The organism is Actinophytocola oryzae, from assembly GCF_004364325.1.
Taxonomy (GTDB): domain Bacteria; phylum Actinomycetota; class Actinomycetes; order Mycobacteriales; family Pseudonocardiaceae; genus Actinophytocola; species Actinophytocola oryzae.
This window is the reverse complement of the sequence record NZ_SOCP01000009.1, coordinates 222,526-235,980: the sequence shown is the minus strand read 5'-3', so window position 1 is coordinate 235,980 and position 13,455 is coordinate 222,526. Positions and strand designations below refer to the sequence as shown.

Here is a 13,455-nt window from a genome sequence, read left to right as displayed (position 1 = left end):
TGCACCCGGCGTACTGAAGGCGTCCTTCAGTGCAGTGGGGCCGAGCCGGGGGTCAGGCTGTGCCGGGGTTGGCGCGCCACACGTCGCGGTACCACTCGAAGGTGCGCTGCACGCCGTCCTCCAGGGAGACCCGAGGCCGGAAACCCGTGCGGGAGCGTAGTTTCGTGATGTCCGGGCAGCGGCGGGCGACCGAGCCGGCCGGGGCGGGCAGGGGGACCAGCTCCGGCTGGAAGTCGGCGATCTTCAGGATCAGGTCGGCCAGGTCGCCGATGTTGGTGTGGTCCGTGTCGTTGCCGATGTGGACGATCTCACCCGTCAGCGAGTCCGTGGTCATGGCCCGGTAGATGCCGTCCACCGCGTCGTCGACGTAACAGAACGCACGCCGCTGGTCCACCCCGTACACGGTGAACGGGTTCTCCCCCCGGATGGCGCGCAGCGACAGTTCCGGGATCACGTGGGCGGCACCCATGCGCGGCCCGTACACGTTGTGGAAGCGCGCCACCACGTGCCGCACCCGCTTGGCCGCACAGAGATGGATCACCGCCGCCTCGCCGAGGAGCTTCGACGCCCCGTACGCCCAGCGCGGCGCGGTGATGTCCTCGATCATCAGCGGCACGGTCTCCGGCGTCGGCACCGGCACCACACCGGCCGACACCCCGCCCGCGTACGCCTCGCTCGTCGACGCGAAGAACACCTTCGCCGACGACCCCTCCTCCAGCCAGTCCAGCATGTGCAGCACGGACAACGTGTTCACCCGCAGCGTCCGCGCGGGCTCGTTCTCGAAGTACCGCACGCCCACCACGGCCACCAGCTGGTAGATGTGGTCCCACCCGTGGGGGATCGTGGCGTAGGCGGCCGCGTCGGTCAGGTCGGCGTTGATCACCGGCACGTCGAGCGCGTCCAGCTCCGGGTCGTGACGGCCACGGGAGAAGTTGTCCACGATGGTCACCGAGTGTCCCTCGGCGAGCAGCCTGCGGCACAGGTGCACCCCGATGAAACCGGCGCCTCCCAACACGAGCGACCTCATGCCGACACCTCCGCCGCGTAGCCGAGCCCGTGGTACCGCACACCGAGACCGGTGACCTCGGCGCCGTCCAGCACCCGCCAGGAGTCGTAGACCAGCCGCACCTCCGAGTCCGCCAGCAGCGCCTTCATGTCCAGCTCCCGGTAGGCCGGGTGGTCGGTGATCACCAGCACCGCGTCCGCCTGCGCGAAACCCTCCGCCAGCTCCACCGGCTCGCCACCCAGCGCACGCACGGTCTCCGGACGCACCAACGGGTCGTGCCCGAGCACCCGCAGACCGGCCGACGAGAACGTGGTCGTCATCGCCGCGATCGGGGTGCCGCGGATGTCGTCGGTCGGCGGCGTGCCCTTGTACGCCCAGCCGAGCACCAGCAGCGTCTTCACCTCCGCACGGCGCATCAGCTCGACCACCCGGTCGGCCACGTGCAGCGGCAGCTCCTCGTTCACCGCGCGGGCCGCGCCGATCAACCCCAGCTTGCGGCCTGCCCCGCGGGCACTGGACATCATGATGTACGGGTCCTTCGACAGGCACCCGCCGCCGACGTAGCCAGGCTTCGCGATGTCCTGCCTCGGGTAGTCGAGGTTGGTCGCCCGCAACACCTCCAGCGGGTCGAGCCCGAGCCGGTCGGTGAGCAGCGCGACCTCGTTGCCGAACGAGTACATGACGTCCATGTGGCAGTTGTTGGTGAGCTTCACGAACTCGGCGGTCTCCAACCCGGATACGGGGATCAGCCGCGTGCCCAGCACCGAGAACAACGCGCACCCCAGCCGCGTCGACTCCTCGTCCACACCGCCGACGACCTGTGGCAGCGACGCCAGCTCGGCCATCGCCCGGCCCTGGATGGTCCGCTCGGGAGCCATCACCAGCCGCGCCCTGCCCCACGCCCTCGTCAGCACCGGCAGCACCACCGAACGGCACGCGCCGACCGGCACCGTGCTGCGCACGACGACCAGGGTGTCCGGGCCGCAGGTGCGGGCCACGTGCTCGGCCGCGGCACGCAGGCTGCCGAGCACCGGCTCGCGGGAGCCGGAGTCGATCGGGGTGGACACGCAGATCACGGCCGCGTCCAGACCGTCGGTCGGCAGCTCGTCGGCGACGAACAGGCGGGTGCCGACCTCCTCGGCGAGCGCCTCCCCGACGCCGGGCTCGAACAGGTGCGAGCGGCCCTCCGCCAGGGTGGCGACCACGTCCGGGGCGGTGTCGGCGCCGTGGACCGTACATCCCTTGCGGGCCAGGGCCGCGGCGAGGGACAGCCCGACGTAGCCAAGGCCGACGATCCCGATCCGGCGGAGCGCGGGTGCTTCCGAGGACATGGCGAACCTCACTGGGACTCGGGTGCCTCACGCCGGGTTTTCCCGGTGCTGGAACGGCATGACAACACGACCGGTGTCGGGAGAACGCCCAGAAGTCCGGGGTTTTCCCGGTTTCCGGCGACCTAGCGTCGGGCCGGGAGTCCGACCGAGAGGAGCCGGCGTGATCACTGCCAGGGGGCTGCGGCGCGGCTTCACCGTGCGCGGCCGGCCGGTGGACGCCGTGCGCGGCGTGGACCTCGACGTCGAGCCCGGTGAGATCGCCGCCTTCCTCGGCCCCAACGGCGCCGGGAAGACGACCACCGTGCGGATGCTGACCACACTGCTGCGCCCCGGCGGCGGCCACGCCGTCGTCGCGGGCCGCGACCTGATGACCGACCCGCTCGGCGTGCGCGCCAGGATCGGCTCGGTCGCCCAGGGCCACGGCTCCGCACCGGACCACCGCGTCGGCGAACAGGTCGAGCTGCAGGCCAGGCTGTACGGGCTCGGCAGGGCCGAGGCCCGCGCCCGCACCGGACGGCTGCTGTCGGACCTGGAGCTGGCCGGGCTGGAACGCAGGCCCGGCAGGACGCTCTCCGGCGGTCAGCGCCGCAGGCTCGACCTCGCGCTCGGTCTCGTGCACGCGCCCCCGCTCGTGTTCCTCGACGAGCCGACCGCCGGGCTGGACTCGCAGAGCAGGACCAACCTGTGGAAACACATCGCCGCGCTGCGCGGCGACCTCGGCATGACGGTCTTCCTCACCACGCACTACCTGGAGGAGGCCGACACGCTGGCCGACCGGGTGTTCGTCATGGACCGCGGCACGGTGGTCGCCGCGGGCACCCCGGCCGAGCTGAAGGCACGCGTGTCCGCCGACCTGCTCACCGTCGGCGTGCCGCGCACCGAGCGGCGCGCGGCCCTGCGGGTGGTGTCCGGGCTCGCCGGTGCCACGGAGGTCACCGAGACCGGGGACGGCGTGCGGTTCCGCGTCCCCGACGGCGACACCGTGGTGCCGCCGCTGCTCCGGGCACTGGACGCCGCCGGGGTCACCGCGACGTCGGTCGAGGTGCGCCACCCGACCCTCGACGACGTGCTCCTCACCCTGACCGGCCAGGCGTCGCCCGTGGAGGTCGACAGTGTGGCGTGACATCGGGCTGCTGTACCGGATGGAGCTGCTGCCGTCGCTGCGGACGCCTGCCTGGATCGCGATCGGGCTCACGCAGCCCGCCCTGTACCTGCTGCTGTTCGGCCCGCTCACCGAGCGGATCGCCGCCACCATCCCCGGCTACCCGCCGGGCGGGGCGTGGGTGGTGTTCACCCCGGCGCTGATCGTGCAGCTGGCCCTGTTCAGCAGCTCCTTCACCGGGTTCGGGCTGCTCGCCGACCTCGAGGGCGGCGTGCTGGAACGGCTGCGCACCACCCCGGCGAGCCGGATCGCGCTGCTGCTCGGCAAGGTGCTGACCAACGCGACCCACACGCTCGTCCAGGCCGTGCTGATCATCCTGCTGGCCGTGCTGGTGTTCGACCTGCGGGCGCCGTTCGCCGGGGTGCTGCTCGTGCTGGCCGTCGCCGCGTTGCTGGCGGTCACCCTCTCGTCGGTGTCGCAGGCACTGGCGTTGCGGCTGCGCGACGAGGACGCGTTCCTCGGGTTGCTCAACACCGTGCTGCTGCCGCTGTTGCTGCTCTCCGGCATCCTCATCCCGATCACGAGCGGACTCGCGCCGGACTGGCTCGTCACCGCGTCGTCGGTCAACCCGCTCACGCACGTCGTGGACACCGGGCGCGCCGGGTTCCGGGGCGACTTCGCCCTCGCCGAGACGGCCACGGGCGGCCTGCTGCTGCTCGGCCTCGCCGCCGCCGCGCTGTGGTGGGGCACCAGGACCTTCCACCGCGAGAACGTCTGATGCGCGCGGCCGTGCTCGGCGGCACCGGGTTCCTCGGTTCGCAGGTGGTGGCCGCGCTGCACACGGCCGGGCACGCCGTCACCGCGCTCACCCGCAGGCCGCACCTGGTGCCTGCCGAGGTGGCGATCGCCGACCTCGGCCGGTCCTGGCCACTGCGTGCCCGGCTCACCGAGGTGCTCGCGGAGTTGGCGCCGGACGTGGTGGTGAACGCGGCGGGCCACATCTGGACACCGTCCGCCACCGCGCACGCGGTGTCCAATGTAGAGCTGACCGACCAGCTCGTCGCGGCGATCCCGGACCGGCCCGCACGGCTGGTGCACCTCGGCTCGTCGCTGGAATACGGGCCGGTCGAACCGCCCGCGGCACTGCGTGAGGACGCCCCGACGGCGACCGGACAGCTCGACTCCTACACCCGCTCGAAGCTCGCGAGCACCCGCCTGGTGCTGCGGGCCGCCGACCGGGGGCTGGACGTGGTGGTGCTGCGGGTGTTCAACGCGATCGGGCCCGGCGTGGACACCGCCAGCGTCCTCGGCCGTACCGCGGCGGAACTCCTGCGGGCACACCGCGAGCGGGACACCGCGCGGATCGGGCTGCTGGCCGTGGAGCAGTACCGGGACTACGTGGACGTCCGCGACGTGGCCGCCGCCGTGGTGGCCGCCGCCGTCGCGCTCCTGCCCGCGCCGGGCCCGCACGTGGTCAACATCGGCTCGGGCCACGCGAGGGCCACGGCCGAGGTGGTGTGTGCGCTGGCCGAGCACACGGGCGTCCCCTACCGGGTCGACCGCCACGCCGGAGCCCGGCGCGCGACCGGCGCCGGGTGGCAGCTCGCCGACCTCCGCCGGGCCGGGCGCCTGCTCGGGTGGGCGCCCCGCACCCCGCTGCCGAAGACCCTCGCCGCCATCTGGGCGTCGGCCGCACATCCCCTCAACACCGCAGGGAAGGCGAACCTCGATGACTGACCGGACCAAGTCCCGGATCCTCGACCTCGTGCGCGAGCTGGACACCGAGCGCACCGGCGGCGCGCCGTTCGTCCCCGGCACCACGCCGATCCTGTCCTCGGGCGCCGTGCTCGACGCGGAGGACCGGGTGGCGCTGGTGGAGGCGGCGCTGGAGATGCGGATCGCGTCAGGAACGTACTCGATCCGCTTCGAGCGCCGGTTCGCGCGTTACCTCGGGCTGCGCAAGGCGCACCTGACGAACTCCGGCTCGTCGGCGAACCTGCTCGCCCTGTCGTGTCTGCGGGCCCGCGAGCTGGGTGACCGGCGGCTGCGCCCCGGCGACGAGGTGATCACCGTGGCGGCCGGGTTCCCCACGACCGTGAACCCGGTCGTGCAGAACGGGATGGTGCCGGTGTTCGTCGACATCGACCTCGGCACCTACAACACCACCGCGGACCGCGTCGCCGCCGCGATCGGGCCGAAGACGAGGGCGATCATCATCGCGCACGCACTCGGCAACCCGTTCGAGGTCGCGGAGATCGCCGCGCTCGCGCAGGAGCACGGCCTGTGGTTCGTCGAGGACAACTGCGACGCGGTTGGCTCGCTGTACCAGGGCCGGCTCACCGGCACGTTCGGCCACCTGAGCACGGTGAGCTTCTACCCGGCCCACCACATCACCATGGGCGAGGGCGGCTGCGTGCTCACCGACAACCTCGAGCTGGCCCACCTGGTGGAGTCCTACCGGGACTGGGGCCGCGACTGCTGGTGCGAGCCCGGCGAGGACGACCGCTGCCACAAGCGGTTCGGCTGGCAGCTGGGCTCACTGCCGGAGGGCTACGACCACAAGTACACGTTCTCCCACGTCGGCTACAACCTGAAGTCGACCGACCTGCAGGCCGCCCTCGGCCTGCGACAGCTGGCCAAGCTGACCGAGTTCGGCGACGCGCGGCGCAAGAACTGGGAACGGCTGCGTGCGGAGCTGACCGGTGCGAAGGGGCTGGTCCTGCCGGAGGCGACCCCCGGCAGCGACCCGAGCTGGTTCGGCTTCGTGCTCTCCGTCGACCCCGCCGCCCCCTACACCCGCCGCGACCTCCAGCTCTTCCTGGAGGACAGACAGATCCGCACCCGGCTCCTGTTCAGCGGCAACCTGACCCGCCACCCCGCCTACCAGGACGTGGACTTCCGGGTCGCCGGGGACCTGTCCAACAGCGACGCGGTGGTCGACCGCACGTTCTGGATCGGCTGCTACCCGGGCGTCACCGACGAGATGATCGACTACATGGGACGGACGATCCGGGAGTTCACCTCGGCGCGGGGGTGAGCCCCGCGCCGCGCACGGCGTCGAGCAGTTCGGTGGTGCGCACCGACCGGGCGAGCCGACCCCGCTCGCGCCGCGCGTTCGGTGCCGCACAGGCGGACGCGAACGCGGCCACGGCGGCAAGCACCTGGTCCTGGGCCGGGGCCACGAGCCGTTCGCCGTCGGACAGCCGCAGCTCGGGTTCGAAGTCGGCGGGTGGGGTGAACGCGCGGGCGACGTGCACCGACCGGCGGTCCCCGGCGACGGTGTACTCGTTGGTGTAGGCGCCCCCGAGGTGGAAGCGCAGGTCCGCGGTGACCCCGTCACCCGCGAGCGTGACCACCCCGCGCAGGTCGACGCCCCTGTCGGGATCGGTGGTCAGCTCGGCACCGAGAACCGTCAGCCCGTCACCGAGCAGGTACTGGGCCAGCCGGATCGGGTAGCCGCCGAGGTCCACGAGCGCACCGCCGGCGAGCGCGGGGTCGTACCGGATGTCGCCGTCGGGCCTCGGCGGGATCGAGAACTCCGCGGACAGGGACCGCACCGCGCCGAGTACGCCGTCGCGCACTGCCTGGCGGACCACGTGGTGCTGGCGGTGGTGCAGGAACATGAAGTTCTCGCGCAGCACCAGGCCACGCGCCAGCGCGAGGTCGGCCAGCTCCCGCGCCTCGGCGGAGGTCGGCGTCAGCGGTTTCTCCACCAGCACGTGCTTGCCCGCCAGCAACGCCGCCCTGGTCCACGTGAAGTGCAGGCCGGGCGGCAGCGGGAGGTACACCGCGTCGACGTCGTCGCGGGCGAGCAGTCCGCTGTAGTCGGTCGCCGCGCAGTCGAACGCCCGCGCGAACTCCGCGGCCCGCCCGGGACTCCGGCCGGCCACGGCCGCGACGGTGGTCTCGGGCAGTGCGGCGAGCGCGGGCCCGATCCGGCGCAGGGCGATGTCGGCGCAGCCCAGCACCCCCACCCGCAGGCTCATCGCAGGCCCAGCAGACAGGCCACGAGCGTCCTGGCCTGCACGTTGACGTAGTGGCTGTGCTGGAGCAGGCCGGCGAGCTGGTGGAGCGTGAGCCACCGGTAGTCGGGCGGCTCCGTGTCGGCCACGCCCGTGCCGACCTCGACGATGCCGTAGCGGGTGCGGGCGTGGTGGAACCGGCCGCCCTCCTCGGACAGCTCGGCGTCGAACCGGACCTGGTCGGCGCGTGCCGCCCGCGCGATGTCCAGGAACGGCGGCAGGCTCCCGGGTGGCAGGTCGACGTAGTTGCCCGGCGTGCACTGCACGGTCGGCGCCAGCTCGACGACGTCGAGGTACCCGGCCTCCACCCTGGCGTTGAGCAACGCGTGCAGCACGCCGCCGAAACGGCGGACGAGCAGCGTGGCCACCCCGGTCCCGTGTGGACGGATGAGCGGCTGCTGCCACGCGGCCACCTCCCGGCCCGCCGCCTCGACGTCGACGCCGATCACGCTGAAGAACCGGCCCTTGTCGTGGCTGATCGACCAGTCGCCGCGGGTCCAGCCGTCGACCTCGTCGAGCGGCACCCGGCGCGCGTCCATCTCCCGGCGGGCCTGCATGTCGGTGATCCAGCTGAGCACCTCGGTGGTCGTGTGCAGCCCGCCCGCGGCGGGGTCGCCGGACAGCGCGAGGGCCGAGGCGAAGTCGTCGCCGACCCGGTCGGGTTCCCCGGAGCCGAGCGGCACGCAGGACAGCACGGTGCGGGCGTCCATGCTGACGAGGTTGTCCACCCGCAGCAGGTCGAGCACCTGGCCGAGGGTCAGCCAGCAGAAGCCGTCGACGGCCTCGACCTCCGGCCCGACCTCGACGACCATGTTCCGGTTTCGCTTGCGGTAGAACCAGGAGCCCTGTTCGGACTGGAGCACGTCGGCGATCACCGCACTCGGCTCCGCGTCACGGAAGTGCTCGAGGTAGGGCACCGGGGCGCCGCCGTGCACGCCGGTGTAGTTGCTCTTGGTCGCCTGCACCGTCGGCGAGAGCTGCACGCCGTTGACGTTGCCCGGCTCCACCTTGGCCTGCATCAGACAGTGCAGCACGCCGTCGATCTCACGCACGGCGATGCCGAGCACGCCGATCTCGGGCTGGTTCACGATCGGCTGGCGCCACCGCCGCACCGGGCCGGTGTCGGTGCGCACCGCGAGGCCCTCCACGGCGAAGAAGCGGCCGCTGGCGTGCACGAGGTTGCCGGTGTCGGACTCGAAGTCCCAACCGCGCAGCGCGGTGAGCGGCACCCGGCGGACCTCCTGCCACTGCGCGCGCCGCCGCTCGGTGAGCCAGTCGCCGAACCGGTCGGTCGGCAGGACGACGCTGTCGCGTGCGCAGGCCGATTCCTCGATCCGCTTGGCGAGCAACGGGTCGGGCAGCCGCAGTCCCGGCATCATGGGCGGTTCCTCCTCGGTGCGGGTGGCTCAGCCGCCGGCGTGGACGGCCGACCTGGCCTCGACGAGCGCGGCGGCCGCCGTGGCGCCACCCGCCGCGCGGGTGTGCTCCCGCATCGCGGCGACCCGGCGCGCGGTGTCCCCGTCGGCGAGCAGCGCGGCCACGGCGTCACGCAGCCGCGGCCCGGTGGCCTCGCCGGGCGGGACGACCGTGCCGAGCCCGAGTGCGGCGACCCGGCGCGCGATGACCCGACACTCGGGGATCCGGGGCACGACCACCATCGGCACGCCCTCGTGCAACGCCATGGCGACGCTGCCGAGCCCGCCGGAGGTGACGAACACGGCGGCGTGCCCGAGCACGGCGAGCTGCGGGATCCAGGCGCGGACCTCGATGTTCGTCGGGATGGCGCCGAGAGCGGCCGGATCGGTGCCGCCCAGCGTCATCACCACGTGCCACGGCTGGTCGGCGAAGGCGTCCCGGCACTGCCGGAACAGCTCGACCCCGCCGTTGACGGTGGTGCCCATGGACACGACCACGACGGGCCGCCCGTCCGGCGGCGGCGCCCAGTCCCCCGCACGGTCCTCCGTGCCGAGACAGGGTCCGACGAACCCCACGCCGTCACCGAAGCCGGCCGAGGCGACCTGGAACTGCCTCGGCAGGTAGACGATCGCGTGGTCGGCGGCCCAGCTGACGAGGTCGTCGGGCGCGTCGGCCAGGTCGTACCGCGCGGCGAACTCGCCTGCCATGCGGCGCAGCTCGGCGAGGGCTGGATGTCCCGGCCCCACCCCTGCCGACGCGAGCACGACGTCGACCTGCGAGTACCGCGCGTTGGAGCCGAACGAGGGCGTGGACTGGATGGTCGGCCGGTGCCACAGCTGCCCGAGCGCGCGGCCGGCGTGGGCCACCGCCATGTCGTACACGACGACGTCCGGCGGGTCGTCGTCGAACCGTTCCCGCGCCTTCTCGACGAGGTGGGCGCCCTCGATGAAGAACAGGACCCGCGACCAGGCCAGCGAGTCGGCGTCGGGGTCGGCGTTGCCCGCCCGTCCCGGCCCGAGCCACTGCGACATCTGCGTCGTGTAGGGCACGACGTCGGCGCCCGCGGCGGTGACCATGCCGGCGAACTCGTCGGTGGCCAGCACGCTGACCCGCCATCCCCGCGAGACCAGCTCCCCGGCGACGGCCAGCGCCGGGCGCATGTGCCCATGCGCCGGAATGGCCAGGAACAAGGCATGACGGCCCACGAGCCACCTCCGGTCGTGCGTCCACCGACCGTAGGTCCGTTGGCACCAGGGAAAACCCTAGTGCTGGCTCGTCTCCTGGAGGCCGATCACCGACAGCGGGGGCGGCGCCTCGTGGGCCGGGTGCCCGCTCCCGTGTCACGCGGAACGGGCCCGACAACAGTCGGCGGATTTGCGGTAACAGGTGAGGAATTCGACGAAGAAAGGTCCACCGCGGATTCAGGGCCGCCCCGGGTAACCATGCGGAACACACGAACGAGTGAATTCCAGCCGAGCAGTAACGGATTCACCACAAGGCACGACATAGGATCCAACTCACCACACAGAGAGGGTTCCTATGACCGACTATGTCCCGCCCCAGGCCCAGACCCACCCCGCGCCAGTGTATGTTGCACAGCCGACGAACGGACTGGGCACCGCCGCCCTCGTCCTGGGAATTCTCGGTCTGGTGTTCTCCCTCATCCCGGTGATCGGCGTGATCGCCTGGCCGCTGGTCATTCTCGGCGTCATTTTCGGTGGCGCGGGAATCAGCAAGGCGGGCAAGGTTCCCGGTATGCCGAAAGGCCCCGCCATCGCCGGGCTGTCGTGCTCCCTGGTCGGCCTTCTGCTCTGCATTCTCTGGATGGCCAGCTTCGCGTCGGCGTGACCTCGCGTGCTATCGCCCGCCACGCAGCGTGCGGGAGATACCGAGGGCCGCGGTCCGCACGGCCGGCGCGAACCGGGCGGGTTCGAGGCGGTTCACCCAGCCGGTGATGGAGACCGCGGCGAGGGCGAAGCCGTCGGTGTCCAGCACCGGCGCCGCCACGCACGTGATGCCCACGGTCGACTCCTCGTGCTCCATCGCGACGCCGCGGTCGTGGATCTCGGCCAGCTCCTGACGCAGCAGGCCGGGCGCCACGACCGTGCGCGGCGCGCGGCGGCGCAGCCCGGTCGCGAGGACGGCGTCCACCCTGGCCTGCGGGGCGAACGCCAGCAACGCCTTGCCGACCCCCGTGCAGTGGGCAGGCAGCCGCCCACCCACGCGTGAGGGCAGCTTCGGACCTCTGCGGCTGTCCAGCTTCTGCACGTACACGACCTCGACCCCATCGAGGATCGCCAGGTGCACGGTCTCGTGCGTGGCCTCGAACAGGTCCGCCAGGAACGGCGCGGCGGCCTCCCGGAGGCCTCGCTGGCGAGGCACCAGTGAGCCCAGCTCGAACAGCCGCATGCCGAGCCGAACCCCGCCGGGAGTGCGTTCGACCAGGTCCCACGCCGTCAGCTCCCGCAGCAGCCGGTGCGCGGTTGTCTTCGCGAGCCCCGTGCGCCGCGCCAGCTCGGCGAGGCTCAGCTCGACCTCCTCCGGCCGGAACGCGGTCAGCAGGCTCATGGCGCGACCGAGCACCGAGTTCGGCCCGTCGTTCCATTCAGCGGTACGCACGCCTTCATCGTGACGCGACCCCGGTGCGAGAGTCCAGCTCATGGGCACAATCACCGCCGCGATCGTCGGGCCGGGCAACATCGGCACCGACCTGTTCGAGAAGCTGCGCCGCAGCACCGTCGTCGACGTCGCCTACGTCGTGGGCGTGGTCGAGTCCGACGGGCTCGCCCGCGCACGCGACAACGGGGTGGCGGCCAGCTCCGACGGGGTCGAGTGGCTGCTGCGCCAGGACCCGCTGCCGCAGCTGGTGTTCGAGGCGACCTCGGCCAAGGCGCACGTGGCCAACGCGCCACGCTACGAGGAGGCGGGCATCCAGGCGGTCGACCTCACGCCCGCGCACCTCGGACCGATGGTGTGCCCGCCGGTCAACGGGGCCGCGCACCTCGGTTCGCCCAACGTCTCGATGATCACCTGCGGCGGGCAGGCGACGATCCCGATCGTGCACGCCGTCTCGCGGGTGACCCCGGTCCCCTACGCCGAGATCGTCGCGTCGGTGTCCTCACGCAGCGCAGGCCCGGGCACGCGGGCCAACATCGACGAGTTCACCGAGACCACCGCCAGGGCGGTCGAGGAGGTCGGCGGCGCGGAGCGCGGCAAGGCGATCATCATCCTGAACCCGGTCGACCCGCCGATGATCATGCGCGACACGGTGTTCTGCATGATCTCACCCGACGCCGACCGCGACGCGATCACGGGCTCGATCCACGACATGATCGCGGACGTCCAGCAGTACGTGCCCGGCTACACCCTGCGCGCGGAGCCCCAGTTCGACGACCCGCGCCCCGACTGGCGCGACAACGGTCGGGTGGCCGTGTTCCTGGAGGTCAAGGGCAACGGCGACTACCTCCCGCCCTACGCGGGCAACCTGGACATCATGACCGCCGCCGCCGCGCAGGTCGGCGAGCTGATCGCGAAGGCGAGGGTGACGGCATGAGCAGGCCGGAGCTGACCCACGACGTCCGCATCACGGACACGACGCTGCGTGACGGCAGCCACGCGATGGCCCACCAGTTCACCGAGGAGCACGTGCGGGACACGGTCCGCGCGCTGGACCAGGCAGGCGTGGACACCATCGAGGTGTCCCACGGCGACGGCGTCGGCGGCTCGTCGTTCAACTACGGCTTCTCCCACACCGACGAGATGACGCTGATCGCCGCCGCCCGCGAGGAGGCGAAACAGGCGAGGATCGCGGTGCTGCTGGTGCCCGGCATCGGCACGGTGGAGCACCTGCGGCAGGCCAGGGACGCGGGCGCGGACATGGTGCGGGTGGCCACCCACTGCACCGAGGCCGACGTGTCGCCGCAGCACTTCGCGGCGGCCCGCGACCTGGGCATGGAGACCGTCGGTTTCCTCATGATGGCGCACCGGACGTCGCCGGAGGACCTGGCGAAGCAGGCCAGGATCATGGTCGACGCGGGTTGCCAGTGCCCGTACGTGACGGACTCTGCGGGGGCGCTGCTCATGCACGAGGCCAAGGCCAGGTTCGAGGCGCTGGTCGCGGAGGTCGGCGACGAGGCGTGGGTCGGCTACCACGGGCACCAGAACCTCAGCCTCGGCGTGGCGAACTCGGTGCTCGCGTACGAGGCGGGGGTCCGCTACATCGACGGGTCGGTGTGCGCGCTGGGCGCGGGCGCGGGGAACTCGCCGACCGAGGTGCTGGCGGCGGTGTTCGACCGGCTGGGCGTGTCCACGGGCCTGGACGTGCTGGGCCTGCTGGACGCGGCGGAGAACGTGGTGCGCCCGTACCTGCACCGGTGGCCGAAGATGGACCGCAACGCGATCGTGCAGGGCTGGGCGGGTGTGTACTCGTCGTTCCTGCTGCACGCGGAACGGGCGGCGGAGCGGTACAAGGTGCCCGCCCACGACATCCTGCGCCGGTGTGGTGAGCTGGGGTACGTCGGCGGCCAGGAGGACATGATCATCGACGTAGCCATCCAACTAGCCGCGCAACGCTGAGGG

At 72.3% G+C, this 13,455-nt stretch carries 13 protein-coding genes; 7 read left to right on the top strand and 6 right to left on the bottom strand.

The genetic code is table 11. The annotated features are described in order from the left end of the window. Positions 1–52 precede the first annotated feature (52 nt). Positions 53–1,027: an NAD-dependent epimerase/dehydratase family protein gene (locus CLV71_RS24785; RefSeq protein WP_133905247.1), complete on the bottom strand. Its 975-nt coding sequence runs from the start codon at positions 1,025–1,027 to the stop codon at positions 53–55. Further along, positions 1,024–2,337 (bottom strand): nucleotide sugar dehydrogenase, encoded by a 1,314-nt coding sequence (locus tag CLV71_RS24780; RefSeq protein WP_133905246.1) that lies wholly within the window; start codon positions 2,335–2,337, stop codon positions 1,024–1,026. The genes CLV71_RS24785 and CLV71_RS24780 overlap by 4 nt, the downstream gene beginning before the upstream one ends. A gap of 160 nt (positions 2,338–2,497) precedes the next feature. On the opposite strand from CLV71_RS24780, the gene CLV71_RS24775 reads away from it, so the two are divergent. Genes CLV71_RS24775 through rfbH form a run of 4 tightly spaced genes read left to right on the top strand, consistent with a single transcriptional unit; the run spans position 2,498 to position 6,476 of the window. Beyond that, positions 2,498–3,460 carry an ATP-binding cassette domain-containing protein gene (locus tag CLV71_RS24775; RefSeq protein WP_133905245.1) on the top strand — a complete coding sequence of 321 codons (963 nt, stop codon included), beginning with the start codon at positions 2,498–2,500 and terminating at the stop codon, positions 3,458–3,460. Then, a complete protein-coding gene (locus CLV71_RS24770) occupies positions 3,450–4,217 on the top strand; it encodes an ABC transporter permease (protein WP_133905244.1) in 768 nt (255 codons plus the stop codon). The genes CLV71_RS24775 and CLV71_RS24770 overlap by 11 nt, the downstream gene beginning before the upstream one ends. Next, positions 4,217–5,176: an NAD-dependent epimerase/dehydratase family protein gene (locus tag CLV71_RS24765; protein ID WP_133905243.1), complete on the top strand. Its 960-nt coding sequence runs from the start codon at positions 4,217–4,219 to the stop codon at positions 5,174–5,176. Before CLV71_RS24770 ends, CLV71_RS24765 begins: the two co-directional genes overlap by 1 nt. Further along, a complete protein-coding gene (gene rfbH / locus CLV71_RS24760) occupies positions 5,169–6,476 on the top strand; it encodes a lipopolysaccharide biosynthesis protein RfbH (protein WP_133905242.1) in 1,308 nt (435 codons plus the stop codon). The genes CLV71_RS24765 and rfbH overlap by 8 nt, the downstream gene beginning before the upstream one ends. Here the strand turns inward: rfbH and CLV71_RS24755 are convergent. Genes CLV71_RS24755 through CLV71_RS24745 form a run of 3 tightly spaced genes read right to left on the bottom strand, consistent with a single transcriptional unit; the run spans position 6,457 to position 10,082 of the window. Beyond that, positions 6,457–7,425 (bottom strand): Gfo/Idh/MocA family protein, encoded by a 969-nt coding sequence (locus tag CLV71_RS24755; RefSeq protein WP_133905241.1) that lies wholly within the window; start codon positions 7,423–7,425, stop codon positions 6,457–6,459. The two genes, rfbH and CLV71_RS24755, sit on opposite strands and share 20 nt — an antisense overlap. Further along, on the bottom strand, positions 7,422–8,840 hold the full coding sequence (locus CLV71_RS24750) for an NDP-hexose 2,3-dehydratase family protein (RefSeq protein WP_133905240.1): 1,419 nt from the start codon (positions 8,838–8,840) through the stop codon (positions 7,422–7,424). The genes CLV71_RS24755 and CLV71_RS24750 overlap by 4 nt, the downstream gene beginning before the upstream one ends. Before the next feature lie 27 nt (positions 8,841–8,867). After that, positions 8,868–10,082, bottom strand: coding sequence for a macrolide family glycosyltransferase (locus CLV71_RS24745; protein ID WP_133905239.1), 1,215 nt, complete (start codon positions 10,080–10,082; stop codon positions 8,868–8,870). A gap of 334 nt (positions 10,083–10,416) precedes the next feature. Between CLV71_RS24745 and CLV71_RS24740 the strand changes: the two genes are divergently transcribed. Continuing rightward, positions 10,417–10,725 carry a hypothetical protein gene (locus CLV71_RS24740; RefSeq protein ID WP_133905238.1) on the top strand — a complete coding sequence of 103 codons (309 nt, stop codon included), beginning with the start codon at positions 10,417–10,419 and terminating at the stop codon, positions 10,723–10,725. Positions 10,726–10,734: 9 nt separating this feature from the next. Here the strand turns inward: CLV71_RS24740 and CLV71_RS24735 are convergent, their stop codons facing one another. After that, positions 10,735–11,496, bottom strand: a complete 762-nt coding sequence (locus CLV71_RS24735; RefSeq protein WP_133905237.1) for an IclR family transcriptional regulator — start codon at positions 11,494–11,496, stop codon at positions 10,735–10,737. Between the two features lie 40 nt (positions 11,497–11,536). On the opposite strand from CLV71_RS24735, the gene CLV71_RS24730 reads away from it, so the two are divergent. Together CLV71_RS24730 and dmpG are read left to right on the top strand one after the other, a co-directional pair. Further along, positions 11,537–12,430 (top strand): acetaldehyde dehydrogenase (acetylating), encoded by an 894-nt coding sequence (locus CLV71_RS24730; RefSeq protein ID WP_133905236.1) that lies wholly within the window; start codon positions 11,537–11,539, stop codon positions 12,428–12,430. Beyond that, a complete protein-coding gene (dmpG, locus tag CLV71_RS24725; RefSeq protein ID WP_133905235.1) occupies positions 12,427–13,452 on the top strand; it encodes a 4-hydroxy-2-oxovalerate aldolase in 1,026 nt (341 codons plus the stop codon). Before CLV71_RS24730 ends, dmpG begins: the two co-directional genes overlap by 4 nt. Positions 13,453–13,455: the final 3 nt, after the last annotated feature.